The organism is Legionella anisa (assembly GCF_001467525.1).
Classification (GTDB): Bacteria; Pseudomonadota; Gammaproteobacteria; order Legionellales; family Legionellaceae; genus Legionella; species Legionella anisa.
The window spans coordinates 66,318-82,555 of sequence record NZ_LNXS01000042.1 but is presented as its reverse complement, the minus strand read 5'-3'; the positions used below and the strand labels follow the sequence as shown (position 1 = coordinate 82,555).

Here is a 16,238-nt window from a genome sequence, read left to right as displayed (position 1 = left end):
TTCAAAAATGATTGTGGAAATCAAAAAGCCGGAAATTACAAAAAAAATATCTACGCCAACAAATCCTCCTTTCATCCATTTAGGAAAAACATGGAATACTACTACGGACAAAACAGCAATAGCCCTTAAGCCGTCAATGTCTGCACGATACTTGAAATGTTGGTACACAGGAGGATGAGAACTTCGTTCCACTTTATTGCTTCCTTATAATGTATTGAGTTTTCTGCTTACTCTAAACTGCAGACGCAGAAATTCTACTCCACGCTAATAAAGTGGGCAATAATAGATTTTGCTCATCGAAAATTTTTATAGGATTGATGCGCTATGCAGCATGTGAGCATAGCTGCACAGAAAATCAGGACAGTTTGGCCAAGATAGTAGAAAGGTAAATAGACCCTAATGCTCAAATAGGTTTCTCTTCTTAGCTAAATAATTCTGGATAGCTTGTGACTCAATTAGGTAAGAGCGAATAGGAGTATCCAGTGGTGTTTGTTGGATAACTTGCAAAAAGGCATACAGCGACATGTCAACCGCCCGGCACTCTTCTTGCTGACCCTGGGCTATGAAATACTCAATTGCTCGCAAATCATCAACGCCTTTTTGATAAATTTGCTGTCTGCTGTGGCGCGAAATTCCTTGGAAATAGGCTTGTTTTCGTAGTTGTCGACGAATTAGAAATAACACGAGTCTGCCCATACCTTTGGGAAAAAAATGTCTAAACGCTCTATCAATCTGCTCTTTGTTTTCTGGATCAATCCAGCGTGAATATAAAATAATGAAGTAGAGATGCTCTTCTAATAATCGTCTGATGGGCAAATCTTCAACGGGATCTTCAATGTTCAGCCCATATTTTTCCCGACAATGCTTCATGATAAATTCGGAATCAGCAACCACAACACCATCATCATCGATCACGGGAAACTTACCTTTAGGACCTTGGCGGGGATTGAAAACTTGGACGACCTCAAAGGGGATCTTTGCCCAGATTAAAAAATAAAATACCTTACTGCAAAAGGGCGATAAACTGGGCATACCCCAAACACCTGGGTATTGGTATAACTTAATCATAATCACCTCTGCGGGTAAGTTTGAGTATCAACCTTGGATTCGATAAAATCCAGGGAGACTTGATTTGGTGCAAAAGTTGAATAAAGGTTTTGCCAACAGATGGTTCATGGGATGCCTGCCGCAATAATTTCTGCATCAACCATTGAAAAACATTATTCTTGTCACGAAACATATCCTGATTAGAGGCCAATAACCAAGGTATCCAACTGCATCGGTGAAGCTTTTTTTGCTTCAGCCAATTCACTCTCCCGCGCCTCTTTAACAACACTACTTGCTTAAGAATAACCGTTAAACCTTGCCCATAGACTGGATTTTGATATCCAATACTGTCTCCAACAGCCCATAAGTTTAAGGGCCAACGCTGGCGTTCAATGATTAAACGCTTATTATTCAAATTAGCGTAAGGAATCCAGGATTTTCCCTGACAATGGATATGGCCCAATTGGTTTTTTTCAAATAAGTAACTTACTGCCGATTGTTTTTGTTCATCCGTTTTGATAGTTCCTGTAGTATCAATCAGCGTTAAAATCAGTGCATTACCTTCTATGGGCGACAAAACAAAACCAATAGGTTGTCTTTTAGGGCAGGCTTGAATATAAACTTGTTTGGCCTTTAAATCGGTTAACCAGTCACTTTGCTCCAGCCGAGTAGAAAAATATCGATATTGATTGTTCACTTGTAAACTTTCCAGCCCTAATTGCTTTTGTAAACCGGACGCTCTACCCCGTGCATCAATAACGTGTCCTGTTATAGCGAGTGATTCTCTCTCTTTAAATTGCACTTGTTTTATCTTTCTTTTCTCAATCAGCCATTGCGCCACTGTAGCGGTTAACGTTTTGATGTTTTTTCGTTGTTGACATTGAGACCATAAAACTTGATTTAAGTAGTGCCGGCTAAATAGGTGGGTTTTCACGTCGCAATCATTCGGTGTAAGAATGCCATGCGGAGTTTTCCACCAGGTATCTTTGCCCCAATCAACAACTGGAAGTGAATTATCCGTTAATTGACTCCAAACATCCGGCAATAAGGAGCTCAATAATCGCTGCCCTTCTGCTAATAGTACGTGTAAATGATGGCTTTGAGGTGTCCCTTGACTGAGGCCCAACTCATCAGGCCAATATCGGTCGATTAGTAAAATTTCTTCATAGTGCGGCGATAAAACCAGTGCTGATAATAGCCCACTCGCACCGGCACCAAGGATAGTTAGTGATGATTTCATATCACGCCTTGCATGTCTTCATGCAAAGTTTGCAGCTGTCTAAGTCCTTGCACATAATCTTTGGTCGAGAATGTTTTTAAAGATTCCTCGCCTATTTTTTTATACAGATTCGCTCTTTCTTGGTGCAGAAGCTCAATAATACTTTCTTCGCTCCCACTCTTCCCATGCATTTTTCTTAATTGAATTTCATTGCTGATGCACCCTTCTTCTGTTTCTCTGTCAAGGGTAGTTAATGTGTTACAGATATGTCCACTACGTTGAGCACAGTAAAAAATTTCACGTATGGCTGCCATTTCTTGCCATTCAATATGCTCACTGCACGCCAAATCCATCATTCCCGCAATAACCATACCCATGTTATGAGGAGCGTGCCATAAATACTCTCGTTTGCAGATCAATAAAGGTTCACTGTTGAGAAAGGTACTAAATCGCATATTGAGAAAGTACTGTTGTAAGTCAAACTCAATAAGTGCACTAAGTCTTGGTTGAAGTGTCATTTTATGTATGGACTGTTGTAACCATCCGTACAATTGACATGCCAGATTTAGTGCGTGTTGTTCATGAGCAGATAGAGGAGATGCTTGATAACCACCTTGGATTGCCGCAATAAAGCTTGTTACCCATTGCATGCTCTTGAATGAAGGATGATCGGTGAAATCATCTGTCAAAGTAATGAGCGAGCCCAGCATCCATTTTGTCAGTTGACAGTGTTCATAAAAAATCGTGCTAACGCTGGATAAAGTAGTCTTTGCATAACCAAAAGACAAAAACTGAGTAAATAAACGTTCGGAACAGGAGAGTTCGGAACTTTATTTGGGGGTTATAGTTTAAGATATAAAAACTTTTATCTGGGAGCAGAAGCCAACGCCAATATAAGCTCAGTTAAATATACCCTGGTTAACGACGAACTCATACACAGCAATTTTCTCAAAACTACTTTTTCAATTCCAAATAGTGAGGGTATCGGTATATTGCCTGGATACTTTTTCTCAGACTCTTTTTGGGCCTATGGACGAGTGGGGTATGCAAATGGGCACGTAAAAATTAGGGAATCCGATCCAACGGTTAGGAGTTCTACATCAAACCGTAACGGTATTCGCTATGGTGCTGGGGTTCGTTATAATCTGTTGGATCCGCGCTGGACATTGATGATGGATTACAGCCAAATCAATTACACCAAAATAAAAAGTCATGTGTTTGAGCCTAATGGTGGAGTAACTAAGATTGCCCACATTTATCCCAATACGGCACAAGTCGCTTTTGGATTAATCTTTAATTTTGATACGCCTAAAAAAGCCTTTGTTAAATAACATGAGGAGACTCAATATGAGTCTCCTTCTCCCTTGTTTCTGGATGGGAAACAAGGGGGGCAACAATCATGCGATATTGAGACAATACCATTAAGTTTTATCGGGGCTATACTATAAAATAAGCCAGTTTTTAAATGGGATATTTCAATGAAGGCTTTTAATAATATGAGAATGTATACTTCTTATTTAGGAGGTCTCTATCCGCATATTTTTGGAAATACTCCCATCTCTTCCTGGGGCTATTTCTACTATGATTTGAATGGGCGTTGTCTGCAATTGATGTCTGATAAGTGGCTGCTCGATGTTTTCTTTAAAAATGATTTATTTGCCACTCAAATTATCACTAATATTACTACAGCCCCGGAAACTTTGTATGCTTCAGATGTTATTAATGATGAGCTACTACCCTATTCAATCAAAGAGATCTTAATTGATCATAAATATGCTTATTTTTTCGATATCGTCCATAAAGATGAGAGTTACACTGAAATCTATACATTTGCATCGATTACCGATTCGCATCGCTCTAATAATTTTACTCTTAACAATGTAGATATTTTAAAAGTCATCAGCCAAGACCTAGCCACTCGGTGCAGACGATTATTAACCAAAGAAAATATTCTAATATTGCCTAATGACTTAATCATTGAGATGAATTCACTTGCAGAATCACATCGTTCAAGGAGTTCTTTAAGTTTAAAGGAATTTATTTTGACGCAAAAAGAAACAAAATTGCACGAAATGGTCAATGATACGGTTTTTGATTTTAATGCTTTGCCTTTTAACTTTATGTCAGCAAAACAACTAACCTTGAAAGAAAAAGAGATCATTTACCTTTACTATCATGGCTTTAAGATACAGCGTATTGCTGATATTTTGGAAATATCAAAACGCACTGTTGATAAACATTTCGAAAATATCAAGAAAAAACTTGTGTGTGAGAGTACAGGTCAGATCATTCCTACTTTACTACGCTCTAACATTTCTATAAATCAATATATTCAAAAATCTTAAGTTACCCAACAGGAGCTAATGCACTGAGCGTTTTATTTTTACCACCACATCTCTTGCTTGACATATCTATTAAAAAAATTAAAGTATTAACGCTTTTTAAGGGATTTTAGCAAAAATTTAAAATCTAAGTTCGTTAATTTAACAGGGATTTATATGTTTTTAAGAAATACAAAGTATGAAAAAAAAACTTCTTCTAATTCACCAGTACAGCCAATAGCACAAAAAACTTCCTTACCCAAGCCTTATGTTGATGCCAAAACAAACTTATTAAAAGCATTAGCGCAACTTAAAAAACTCGATAATAAAGGAGAGTTTGGTTCGATATTTCTCTCTTTAGAACAAATAAGTCAACATCCAGAGGATAAAAGAGACTTTGAAGAATACAGTAAGAAAATTCAGGCTAGAGCGTATCAACGTTATATGGAGGCAATAAAAAATTTTATTTGCACTGTTTTTTTAGGGCAAAGCGAACTAACACATGACCAGTCCAAAGCAATTCAACTCCATATTGATGAAATATTAAGTCTATGTAGTCCTTCGCAGAAAAAAATATTTGCGAATGTGGCAAGTAGTTTAATAGTGCTTCTTTATAATAAAAAACACTTTTTGACACCTGAAGAAGTGAGCGATTTAGAAAAGCAAGATGCGTCAAAGAAAGTTTCTGATTTTAACCCTTTTATAAGTCCTGAACTAAAAAAAAGAATGAGTCACGAAACTTATATACAATTAGCTAAAAAATTTATATCTCTTTGTGCACTAAGTGAAAATAAATCAAATCCTGCCATAAAAGATACTGTATTTGATCTACGCGAAAGAGGATTATCCTCATATTGCAGGGTTTTTAAAGAAATTCTTGTTACCCTATTTAATGAATATAAAATAACAGAACACAGCGATTTTTTGAAAAAAGTGATGGATCCTTTCGAAGAAGGACTCTCTGAACATATACTGACGCATGGAGCAGAGGTTTTAAGAAAAATTAAAGCATCTATGGAAACAAATGCAGGGACAAATACTTTAAAAAACTTAAAAAACTCTTTAGCTCGTCGTAATAAAAGTAAAAATGATCTTACTGTTGTTGAAACGCCCCAACTATATCTTGAAGAAGCATCAAAAGCTTTGATAAGTCCTGATTTATTTGCCCTTAATGTTTCGATTCGAGAATCAATCGCATTGCTACTGCAGGGAGCCTCTACTGTCTTGCCTAAAATAGAACAAAAGCCATATGAAGAGCAACTTGCAGCAAATTTTTTAACGAATGAAGCGGTTCTTACCTTATTCGGTAATGAAGATAATTTAAAGCAGGTTTTCCTTCGGTGGTTCATTAAAGTTTTTTTTAGAGCTGAAAATTCCCATATTAGAAAAGAATTGTTCATAAAACTCGAAGCGGAAGTTCAATTACCTTCGGATGTGATATTAAAATTTTTTCAATTGACGTACGATTTTCCAGATATAATAAAATCTCAACCAACTTATGCAAAATCAAACCAAAATTCTTTTAGAAAAAATAAAACCAAAGAAAGTCAAAATGATAAATATTCGATGTATGCTATTTATTGTTTAAAAAATAGAGACCTTGATCCTCTTATTCTAAGTTTTTATAAAAAAGCTAAGGAGCAAGTAAGCCTATTTAAGGAGAAAGAAGATCAAGGTCCTGAAGAGTTCGGTAATGAGACCGTTGTATTGAGGAAATCTAAAGAACGCCATCCATCAGTTACTACACTTTTTGATGATGATAAAGAATTAAAAGAAAAAGTTAAGTTACAAAGAGAGGATTCAAAAGGTAAGCTAAAATTAGCAAAACTACTTTCATCGGTAATTGGTGGCAACAAAATGGGTTTTTTTAATAGCACCTCTTCTATAACAGAAAGCTCTTTAACTGACTCTCTAGAGGAAGATGATAAAAATGAAGATGGAGATAATTTACAACCTACTGCTGTTCCTAGGGCAACACCTCAATCATCAGAGCAAGAAAAAAAGCAAGGAAGCACATTCCCTCTAAGAGTATTTCCTAATAAAGAGCTACCCCCCGTGCCAAAAAATAGCCACAAAAAGGAGGAGTCATCCTCTGCTTTACCCCTCCAAATGTAGGTTGATAGCAAATAAACCTTTAGGGGGCAATTTTAAAATAGGTCACAACAACTAATTGGTATTGCCTCCTCTTCTGCTGGCTGAGCAAAATAATAATTTAGTGTTTTCTTGTTCAGCCTTTCATAATACGTAAACTTTTCATTACTTAACAATTGATTCAACCATGATGCCTTCATATTAAGTGACGAGCCATAAAATTCACCAAGATCTACTTCAGTAAGTGAAAAAATCTTACCTATCCAAGGGTCAAGAAGAAAATCTTTTGTAATCACAACTGTATGTTCAATGTCTACGATATCATAAATAAAAGCGGGAATGTTTTTTTGTTTTAGCAATGCGGCCAAATAAAATGCTTGGTGTTCACAGTTTCCCGCCCTATGCACTGAAATTGTATATTTTATTGGTGCTCTCGCATCGAAAAAATCAATCTTTTGGTCCTCACGATACTTTGAAATTTTAAGCAAGAACGATCTCACTTCGCCTACTTCCCTCACTGCGATTAAGCTATTTTCATTATATTGGGCCATTCGCTCTTTGCCTATTTTTGCTGTTAGAGGATTAATCACTAATGCAGAAGTGCTGGCAATACACACTCCCATAGTGTTTTCCAGTGCGTTACATAAAGTTTCACGATATTGATTTGAAGGATTCATTTTGATTTTTTTGTTTTTGAAAAATTTAACTCGCATGACCAATCTCCATTTGGACTCTATACCCTAGGGTCTGTTTACAATTCGTTATCTTGAGCCAAAATGCTGCGATTTTAGAGCACCGAAACGGAGCATACACGAAGTATGTGAGTATCGGAGCGCATAAAATGCGCGGCATTTTGGCCAAGAAAGTAGAATTGTAGACAGACCCTAGTTATTGACAAAGAATTTTAAGCATAGCCCTAGTGTCAATGCTAAAATCTTTATACTCAAGAAAAGAAACTAAAATCAATCACTTTTCCTGTAGCTTACAATGAGTTAATATTAGGCACTATGACTATCTTAACGTTTTTTAAGCTTCATTTTTGAATTCCAAAACTGGCATATTACCGCGGCTAGAAAGAAACAAAGCGGTGAACACTAGAAATGGATATCCCCGGAAATAGATATATGATTTTTGGGTGTTTTCTGGCGAACTAAAAAAGAGAGGGACAATGGGCATTTTTAAGGATATTACACTCCGTTATTGTCAAAAAATATTGGATACCTACCAATTACAGGCGGATGAGAAAACATATAAAGGTAAAGAAGCTGAGTTATTAATTCAAAGAAATGAATGTGCACGATGTTTAATCAAGAAAATTAAAGAAATAAACGTTGATGGCGATGATTACACTGCTTATTTTGAAACCATTTTAAAGGAAATAGAATCGGTATTGAAGGAAGTTGTAGCTGCCGTCAAAGAATTTAATAAAGAACATAGCACCACCTTCACAACCGATCTTTACGAAACGTTCTTTACATCCAGTCTGATCAATTTCATTAATGCATTAAATGATCTCGTTCAAAACAGTCCCGATCTAATTACGGGTATTAAAGATACATCATTATTCAGCAATAATAGAACTGTTCCCTGGGTCAATCAATTTTCATTTATCTTATATGAATATATTCTTGAAAAAGAATTGGACTATGCTACCAATAAAGGTGAGCGCGATATTTTTGACGTAAAAAAACAATTGATTCTGAAATATGTTCAAAATGCAGGAAATCTTCATGCACGTTTTAAAGAAGATGAAACGGATACTGAATACCAAGCACTGATGAGGGTCTTATTAACGAGTATGAGTTCCGAAGAAAAGAGCATCCAACGGCGTAAATCTAATGAAAATAACACAGGTTATATGTCTTATCTGTCCCAAACATTTTATAAAGCCTCTGAAAAAGTACTTGGAAAAAATCAATTGGGGCAAAAAATCGAATTGTTGACTAAGGAATTTAATGAGCGAACAACAGGCAAGGGATTAGTGATGTAGCTAATCCCTTGTTCTGCACTACAGCAATTTTTTATTTGCTTGGCTGCCTCATACACCTGTCTCTTGATCCCATCGATGCCTATACCCCGCGGCTTGTCCGCGGGATCCTGTGTTTATGGTTTCCATTATATGAAAAATGAATAAATGTCAGCACACCTTAGTCTATCTAATGTGCTGATGTAGAAAATCATAGGCTTTTTTAGCATACTGAAAAGGAGGAGCTTTAGCTGGATCCTGTTCTGCTTCTACGATCATCCAGCCAGAATATCGATTTTTCCGCAACATGTGGATGATGGGAGCAAATTCAATGACACCATCCCCAGGAACCGTAAATACACCGGCTCGTACTGCATCCATAAAGTTCATCTGTTCATTCTTAACCCGGGTAAGGACTTCGCCACGAACATCCTTTAAATGAACATACACAATTCGATCATTGTATTTATTGATTAAAGCAAGTGAATCAATATCAGCAAATGCAGCATGGCCGGTATCAAGTAATAACGAAATCAATTGAGGACTCGTGTTTTCCATTAAATAATCAATTTCATGCGCATAAAAAACCCCTGTTCCTGCATGATAGTGATAAACAAGCCGCATATCAAAATCATAAGCAATCCGACCAATGGTATGTAATCCTTGAATCAGTTTTCCCCATTGCTCTTCATTAAACTCTGGTTTATGAGGACTTAAAATAGGCCGCTCTGTTCCTTGAATAGAGTGCCCGCATTCACACACATTAATAAAGGATGCACCCATAGCGCGCATAAAACTCAAATGTTCCATAAATCGCGATAAAGTATGTTCATACTGCGCAGGCTCAGTAAAAAAAGTACTGAACCAGGCACTTGATAGGTGTAATCCTCGATCATTTAAAGCTTTTTTTAACACAGAAATTTCTCGCGGATATTTATTACCCAATTCTGTACCTATATAACCCGCCTCTGACATTTCCCTAATGCATTGTTCAAAACTAATCTCTTTCCCTAATTCAGGATCGTCATCATTGCACCAGTTAATTGGTGCAATTCCCAGTTTAATGTGCATATATAATTCCTTAATATTCTCTAACCTGCTTCAATTGTTCTTTCATTACTTGATGTGCCTTAGCCACTTCTTCAGAATTGGATACCTCTGCTACCCCTACCCGCCACCAGGTTTGATAGCCATTACTCATGGTTTTAGGCAATATGGGCAATACAATCACTGTAGAACATTCTTCATTTCGCGCAGATTCAATGGCAACTGCCAATTGCTCATAAACATCCACAAAAAAAGTTTTAGCACTCAGCCCTTCAGCGTACTTGCAAAAATCGATGGGTAAATAATTCCCGGAAAGCTTCCTGGTTTTATCTTCTCGATAGCGAAACTCATTGCCAAAACCTTGGCTGCCCTGGCTTTCTTGTAAATTTCTAATGCATTGAAAACCATGATTATTAAAAAGAATGATGGTTATTTTCTTGTGTTCCTGGATGCTGGTAAGCAACTCTGAATGCATCATCACAAAGCTACCATCGCCCACCAAAACATACACTTCGCCGGGAGTATTTTCTTTAGCAAGCCTTACCCCTAAACCTGCAGCAACTTCATAACCCATGCACGAGTATGCATATTCCAGATGATAATCTTTAGGCTTTTTGGATTTCCACAGACGATGCAAATCTCCGGGTAAACTGCCTGCGGCACAGATAATGACATCATCCTCGGTCACCATTTCATTTAACAAACTGATGACCTTAGTTTGTGATAAGCCATCCTCTTCAGCATGAGCTGGGGTATAAATTCGTTTTAATTCCTTCTGCCATTCATTTTGATGGTGCTTCACGCATTGTTGATACTCTTTAGATGTTTGATAAGCCCCTAATTTTTTCCCTAATTGTTCTAAACCTGTTTTTGCATCCCCTTTCAACATCAAACCATTCATTTTGATTGCATCAAAACGGGAGACATTCAGATGAATGATTTGACATTCTTCATTTTTAAAACCCCATTTAGACGCAGTAGTAAAATCTTGCAGACGCGAGCCAATCACTAAAATCACATCCGCTTGTGCTGCCAGAACATTAGCCACTTCAGAACCAGTGACACCTATTCCACCTACATTCATACAGTGACTGTCTAGCAAAGCACTTTTTCCAGCCTGAGTTTCAGCAACTGGGATTTTATGGTGTTCTGCAAATTGCGATAAAACTTCTGTTGCAAATGAATAATGAACACCGCCTCCTGAAATAATAAAGGGTTTTTTTGCTTTTAAAATAAGTTGGACTGCTTCATCCAGAGCGCGCTCACTAACAGGCTCTCTATCAATATGCCAAAAACGTTTTTCAAAAAAAGAATACTCATAATCATACGCTTCGGACTGTACATCCTGCGGTAAACATAATGTAACCGCACCCGTTTCAACAGGATCCGTAAGTACCCGCATTGCATTGATGCACGCTGTCATCAATTGTTCGGGACGTGCAATTCGATCCCAATATTTACTCACCGGTTTGAAGCAGTCATTCACAGACAGGGTATAATCATGTGACACCTCAAGTTGTTGCAATACGGGATCCGGTTGTCTGCAGCTAAAAATATCGCCCGGCAACAGCAATAAAGGGATTCTGTTTGTGGTTGCTGTAGCTGCTGCGGTAATCATATTGGTCGCACCTGGACCTATAGAGGAAGTACAGGCAAAAATACTTAATCTGTTTTTTTGTTTTGCATAAGCTGTAGCTGCGTGTGCCATTCCTTGTTCGTTATGTCCCTGATAATAAGTCAAGCCATAATTGTCATACTCAAGAGCCTCACCTAAACCCGTCACATTCCCATGCCCAAAAATTCCAAATACTCCTGCAATAAACTGATGTGCATTACCATCCAGCACTACGTATTGATTCGCCAAAAAACGCAATAAAGCCTGAGCCATTGTCAATCTAATTTTCATGAAAACTATCCTTTAAGATTTTTTTTAGGGGTTGACCGCCGTTCCATCCCCTACGTTGTTGCAAATCGATGCATGTAGCCTGGGTGAAGCGAAGCGTAACCCGGGTTATGGAAACGTGATGTTTATCCACGGGTTACGGCTTCGCCTGCATCCAGGCTACATTACTTCCTATAATATATCACTCTTGTACGGAGCGTAGGCTAGTCGCCATGGTGGTCAAGACCTTTTTTCCATACCCTGTTATTTGCCTTATGCGTTCTTGTCCATTCATGTTCTTTAATAAAAGTCGGTGTCGTATAAGGATTATCTTTTAAATGACGAATAAACCAAAGCGTATAAAGAGCATATCCTGGAGCAGCACAATGAGCATGGGTCTGGCCATTAGCAATTCGATACGTATCATAATTTTCGATACGTAAAACCTCTTTTCCATTTTCACCAAACGCATAACCTTGAGGTTCAGAAAAACGGTAATGATAGATTTCAGGTTGATCATGATAATGAGAAGGATAACTGGACCATCGTCCTTGAAAAGTAATAATTTCTCCAACGACCAGATTAGACTCAGGTCTGTTGCGTTTATCAAAAACAGTCCTCACGATACGATATGAGCTATCGTCTAGAATGTCTTTTCCTCGATTATCCATCTCCAAAAGATTGGATTGATTAAATAATAAAGGAGCAAATACGGCATGATTCTCTGTCTCAATCAACAAAATTTCACAATCAGTCAAAGCGTCAACAGAAGCTCTTGAGCCTTCCGGACAATGCAAAACAATAGGCTCCTGAGAAAAATAATCGTATCGCGCTGCATGTTGGCTTTGATGTGCATAATGAAATACTACTTTTCCGGTCATTAATAGGGCAGCAAATTCATAACGCTCATTGAATAAGTAACTTTGCCCGGCATCTAATTTAATCGAGCTAAAACTCATGCCCTGAGACAAGGAATCCAGTGTGACAATGGCATTTAATCCTCGCTTGAAACCCTGTGGGTTTTTAATAAGAATCTGAGAGTTATGCTGATTATGCTTTTGATGGAGTTGCAGCAAATGAGCGCTGTTCCAAATGTGCGGTTCTTTATCAAAATTTTGAATAAAATAGTCTAGTTCTTCTTTATAGGGGATAGCTGGAGCACAACCGTGGCGAGTGACTACCAAAGCTCCGCTTGCATTTGCATAGGTCGTAGCGGCCTCCCAGGATTTTCCTCGCAAAAGAGCAGATAAGAGGCCAGCCATAAATCCATCGCCAGCTCCTAGCACATTAAGTAGTTCCACAGGAAACGGCTTAGATTGTAAGTGCTGGCTGCTGTTGGCAAAATGAACCGTACACCCTTTCTCGCCACGCTTTATCACCACGGGCGCCTGAGTCAATTCCCTTATTTTCTCTAATGCATCATCGACGTCCTCACATCCGCCTGCGATACAAATTTCTTCCTCAGTGCCTACGATTAAATCACAATGAGATAAAATACGTTGATAGGTCTTACTTACTTTTTGGCTATGGCGATATCGCGTTTCCCCATCCCCTAATGCCGTTAGTCCCCAAAGAACAGGACGATAATCCAGGTCAAGAATTAGTGCAGTTTCAGCTTTTTTTGCGAGTTGGACAACCTCTTCAGTAGTTCGTAGCATTGCATCTGTAGATAATCCGGTACCCGTTATTAAAATGGCTTTCGCCTGTTGCAATACGTTCTGATTTATTTGCTGCGACTTAATTTGCATGTCTGCACAATCAGTACGGTAAAACATCAAAGGAAATTCATGAGGAGGCTTAATACCCAGCAAGACAAGTCCTGTTAAATGATGTTCCGTTGTTTGCAACAAATCGGTATTGACTCCTTCGGCGTGTAATTCATTTTTTAAAAACCGCCCCATCTCATCGTGGCCCACACAAGAAAACATCATGCACTCCAGTCCAAGGCGGGCAGCGCCCACCGCAATGTTCCCTGCACACCCCCCTAGATATTTTTTAAAACTCTGAGCGTCGCTAAGCGATACACCAATTTGCTCCGCATAAAGATCAACTGCTACTCGCCCCATGCAAATCAAATCCACAGATCGATTTGCATCAAAGTAAAATGCTGGATAAATCATGTCGTCCTCAACTCAGAAAAACAGGTAATTTAGTAACTAAAGACTGTTTCGCAGCTTGAGCGATGCGCAAAGCTTGTAACCCATCTCTTCCAGAAACAGGGCTGGGTTTATTATGCAGCCATGCATCATAAAATGAATTTAACTCCGCTCTAAAAGCCTGATGATACCGCTCAAGGAAAAAATATTCTGGATTGGCTTGTTCTGTGCTGGTATTCGCATAATGAATCACGGAGTGTTTCAATTGATTATTGGCCAACAACATTCCTTCTTTACCAAACACTTCAATCCGTTGATCATATCCATAAACCGCCTGGCGACTGTTATCGATGACGCCCATAGCGCCATTAGCAAAACGCATTTGTATGATTGCAGTATCCACATCATCCAATGCTTCAAAATCAGGATTAATGAGTACTGCACCCGTTGCATACACCTCAATGACTTCCGATTGGGTTAAAAAACGAGCCATATCAAAATCATGAATGGTCATGTCCATAAACAGGCCGCCTGAGGTTGCACAATATTCCTTGGTAGGACAGACAGGATCACGAGATGTAATCTTAACAAGATGAACTGCGCCAATTTCGCCTGCTTGCACCTGTTGTTGCAGATGGGCAAAACTTGGATCAAAGCGTCGATTAAAACCGAGCTGCAATAACGTGTTGTTTGTCTGCACTGTGTGTAACGCATCCAAAATTTCTTTCTCATTCAAACCTATTGGTTTCTCACAAAATATCGCTTTACCTTCTTCACTGGCAGCTTTAATCTGCTCCACATGCAAATTCGAAGGTGAAGCAATCAGAAGTGCATCCAGATGTTGATGGAACAGCACGTCTTCAAAATGAGTATATTGCCCTGTAATCGATAATTTATCTGCCCATTCCTTATTCAGGTAAGGATCTGCAATGGCGAGTAATTCATATTGTGGTAAATAATATTTGATATTCTCTGCATGTAACTTACCGATTCGTCCCGCACCAATGATACCTATACGACATGTTTTTTGTTGATTTGCATCATCCATTTTTTAATCTCTCACTAATTCAAATTCGTTTGTTTTTATTTCTGATAATGGTTTGCCAATGTCTCTGATCTTTTTACCTGACATCAAATTGTTTTCTATTTTTTCCAAAGAAGTACCTGTCGTCTCAGGTACAAAATGATAAATAAAGAAAAAAGCCAGCAAACATAATGAACCAAATAAAGTAAAAGTAAGTCCTTCTCCTAAATTTTGATAAATCGCTAAAAAAGATATAGACACCACAAAATTAGCGCCCCATTGCGCTACTGTGGCAATGCTCATCGCCAGACCACGTACAGATAAAGGATAAATTTCAGAGATCAAAACCCAAAATAAAGAACCTACACTAATGCAGTAACCCATTACGTATGCTGATAAAGCACCCAATATCCAAAATTTTTGACCCGGTAATTCCGTATTAAATAACAAGCTCACTGCAAAAAGGCTCAGTGCAGCGATCATCGCACCGCTTAATAACAAGAAACGTCGGCCTAATTTATCGATATAAAATAAAGTAAGTAAAGTAAATAAAAAATTAACCGCCCCCATACAAAAGGTAGCCAAAATTGCATTCGAAACAGGATAAAAACCTGCAGATTCAAAAATAACAGGGCCGTAGTACATCACTGCATTAATTCCAGAGAACTGTTGAAATATTCCCAAAACGATGCCAACCATGAGTGCAAAAACAATTGGGGCTCTGAACAATAAATGATGATTCGGTTGGGTTTGTTGTATCGTGTTCTGAATCTCATCAACTTCTTTTTGAATATCATAACCTGATGGGCGAATACGTCTTAAAATGTGCAAGGTTTTATCCATTCCATATTTCTTCATGAGCCAACGCGGTGAATGGGGAACAAAATGCATTCCTGTAAATAAAATCAGTGCAGGAATACACCCCATCCCAAATAAGAGTCGCCAACTGTTTACAGAGTAATCATGAAAAAAATAACCGATTAAATATGCTATTGCCTGACCAAAGGTAATCGTTAATCCATTAATCAACACTAAAGTTCCTCTTCGATTGGGAGGAGCAATTTCTGCAATAAATAATGGAGCAATGTAAGAAGCAATTCCGATGCAAATACCGATGATAAATCGACCAATTAATAACAGAATAAAATCATGGGTGATTGCACAGAGTACCGTCCCTAAAATAAACCCCATAGCAACTGTTTTGAGTAGAAAACGCCGACTTAACCTATCGGCAAAGAAACCACTTAAAGGAATACCAAGAACACAACCAAGTATACTAATGCTTACTACTTGAGACCATTGCCACTCAGAAAGAAACAATTGGGCCATCACCTGATCTTTAACATCGGCGATCACGCTGGAATCAAAACCAAATAAAAAGCCACCAAATCCAGCAATCAGGGCGACAAAAAAAACAAATGAATTAACTCCTGCATTCACAGCATCACCTTCCCTAGCTCATCCTTAATGGCTTGTGATGTTATCATTCTCCTTGTTGAATAAATAGATGGTAATGTCCGAGAATAAACAATTTTCTAGCGAGGT

General features: G+C 38.2%; 13 protein-coding genes and 1 pseudogene. 4 read left to right on the top strand and 10 right to left on the bottom strand.

Features of this window, described 5'->3' with window-relative positions:
- The 4 genes from Lani_RS20610 to Lani_RS13705 form a co-directional block, all read right to left on the bottom strand.
- Positions 1–192 (bottom strand): acyltransferase (locus Lani_RS20610; RefSeq protein WP_193393260.1); only part of this gene is annotated, 192 nt, incomplete at its 3' end.
- A 204-nt stretch (positions 193–396) separates the two neighbouring features.
- Positions 397–1,068, bottom strand: coding sequence for a Tom37 metaxin N-terminal-like domain-containing protein (locus Lani_RS13715; RefSeq protein WP_019234101.1), 672 nt, complete (start codon positions 1,066–1,068; stop codon positions 397–399).
- Positions 1,061–2,287, bottom strand: a complete 1,227-nt coding sequence (locus Lani_RS13710) for an FAD-dependent monooxygenase family protein (RefSeq protein ID WP_019234100.1) — start codon at positions 2,285–2,287, stop codon at positions 1,061–1,063. The genes Lani_RS13715 and Lani_RS13710 overlap by 8 nt, the downstream gene beginning before the upstream one ends.
- On the bottom strand, positions 2,284–2,976 hold the full coding sequence (locus Lani_RS13705; protein ID WP_019234099.1) for a hypothetical protein: 693 nt from the start codon (positions 2,974–2,976) through the stop codon (positions 2,284–2,286). Before Lani_RS13705 ends, Lani_RS13710 begins: the two co-directional genes overlap by 4 nt.
- A 117-nt stretch (positions 2,977–3,093) precedes the next feature.
- On the opposite strand from Lani_RS13705, the pseudogene Lani_RS19820 reads away from it, so the two are divergent.
- From Lani_RS19820 to Lani_RS13690, 3 genes and pseudogenes are all read left to right on the top strand, one after another.
- A pseudogene (locus Lani_RS19820) lies at positions 3,094–3,597 on the top strand (outer membrane protein); the annotation flags it as partial.
- A gap of 147 nt (positions 3,598–3,744) precedes the next feature.
- Positions 3,745–4,611, top strand: coding sequence for a helix-turn-helix transcriptional regulator (locus tag Lani_RS13695; protein WP_019234097.1), 867 nt, complete (start codon positions 3,745–3,747; stop codon positions 4,609–4,611).
- A gap of 153 nt (positions 4,612–4,764) precedes the next feature.
- The gene (locus Lani_RS13690; protein ID WP_019234096.1) at positions 4,765–6,702 is read left to right on the top strand and encodes a hypothetical protein; all 1,938 of its coding nucleotides are present in this window, start codon (positions 4,765–4,767) and stop codon (positions 6,700–6,702) included.
- 32 nt (positions 6,703–6,734) lie between these two features.
- Here the strand turns inward: Lani_RS13690 and Lani_RS13685 are convergent, their stop codons facing one another.
- On the bottom strand, positions 6,735–7,391 hold the full coding sequence (locus tag Lani_RS13685; RefSeq protein WP_019234095.1) for a hypothetical protein: 657 nt from the start codon (positions 7,389–7,391) through the stop codon (positions 6,735–6,737).
- Positions 7,392–7,846: 455 nt separating this feature from the next.
- Between Lani_RS13685 and Lani_RS13680 the strand changes: the two genes are divergently transcribed.
- Positions 7,847–8,668, top strand: coding sequence for a hypothetical protein (locus Lani_RS13680; RefSeq protein ID WP_019234094.1), 822 nt, complete (start codon positions 7,847–7,849; stop codon positions 8,666–8,668).
- A gap of 162 nt (positions 8,669–8,830) precedes the next feature.
- Here the strand turns inward: Lani_RS13680 and iolE are convergent, their stop codons facing one another.
- From iolE to Lani_RS13655, 5 genes are all read right to left on the bottom strand, one after another.
- On the bottom strand, positions 8,831–9,715 hold the full coding sequence (gene iolE, locus Lani_RS13675; RefSeq protein WP_019234093.1) for a myo-inosose-2 dehydratase: 885 nt from the start codon (positions 9,713–9,715) through the stop codon (positions 8,831–8,833).
- Between the two features lie 10 nt (positions 9,716–9,725).
- Complete coding sequence (gene iolD, locus Lani_RS13670; RefSeq protein WP_019234092.1) at positions 9,726–11,597, bottom strand: 3D-(3,5/4)-trihydroxycyclohexane-1,2-dione acylhydrolase (decyclizing); 1,872 nt, start codon at positions 11,595–11,597, stop codon at positions 9,726–9,728.
- Positions 11,598–11,797: 200 nt separating this feature from the next.
- On the bottom strand, positions 11,798–13,693 hold the full coding sequence (gene iolC / locus Lani_RS13665) for a 5-dehydro-2-deoxygluconokinase (RefSeq protein ID WP_019234091.1): 1,896 nt from the start codon (positions 13,691–13,693) through the stop codon (positions 11,798–11,800).
- Positions 13,694–13,700: 7 nt separating this feature from the next.
- Entirely contained in the window at positions 13,701–14,717 is a 1,017-nt protein-coding gene (gene iolG / locus Lani_RS13660) for an inositol 2-dehydrogenase (RefSeq protein ID WP_019234090.1), read from the bottom strand.
- A 3-nt stretch (positions 14,718–14,720) separates the two neighbouring features.
- Complete coding sequence (locus Lani_RS13655) at positions 14,721–16,133, bottom strand: sugar porter family MFS transporter (protein WP_019234089.1); 1,413 nt, start codon at positions 16,131–16,133, stop codon at positions 14,721–14,723.
- Positions 16,134–16,238 lie beyond the last annotated feature (105 nt).

Bases quoted from the DNA above. Each gene is read 5' to 3' on its own strand.
- Lani_RS13715 (WP_019234101.1), bottom strand. From the start codon at position 1,068: ATGATTAAGTTATACCAATACCCAGGTGTTTGGGGTATGCCCAGTTTA.
- Lani_RS13710 (WP_019234100.1), bottom strand. From the start codon at position 2,287: ATGAAATCATCACTAACTATCCTTGGTGCCGGTGCGAGTGGGCTATTA.
- Lani_RS13705 (WP_019234099.1), bottom strand. From the start codon at position 2,976: ATGCTGGGCTCGCTCATTACTTTGACAGATGATTTCACCGATCATCCT.
- Lani_RS13695 (WP_019234097.1), top strand. From the start codon at position 3,745: ATGAAGGCTTTTAATAATATGAGAATGTATACTTCTTATTTAGGAGGT.
- Lani_RS13690 (WP_019234096.1), top strand. From the start codon at position 4,765: ATGTTTTTAAGAAATACAAAGTATGAAAAAAAAACTTCTTCTAATTCA.
- Lani_RS13685 (WP_019234095.1), bottom strand. From the start codon at position 7,391: ATGCGAGTTAAATTTTTCAAAAACAAAAAAATCAAAATGAATCCTTCA.
- Lani_RS13680 (WP_019234094.1), top strand. From the start codon at position 7,847: ATGGGCATTTTTAAGGATATTACACTCCGTTATTGTCAAAAAATATTG.
- iolE (WP_019234093.1), bottom strand. From the start codon at position 9,715: ATGCACATTAAACTGGGAATTGCACCAATTAACTGGTGCAATGATGAC.
- iolD (WP_019234092.1), bottom strand. From the start codon at position 11,597: ATGAAAATTAGATTGACAATGGCTCAGGCTTTATTGCGTTTTTTGGCG.
- iolC (WP_019234091.1), bottom strand. From the start codon at position 13,693: ATGATTTATCCAGCATTTTACTTTGATGCAAATCGATCTGTGGATTTG.
- iolG (WP_019234090.1), bottom strand. From the start codon at position 14,717: ATGGATGATGCAAATCAACAAAAAACATGTCGTATAGGTATCATTGGT.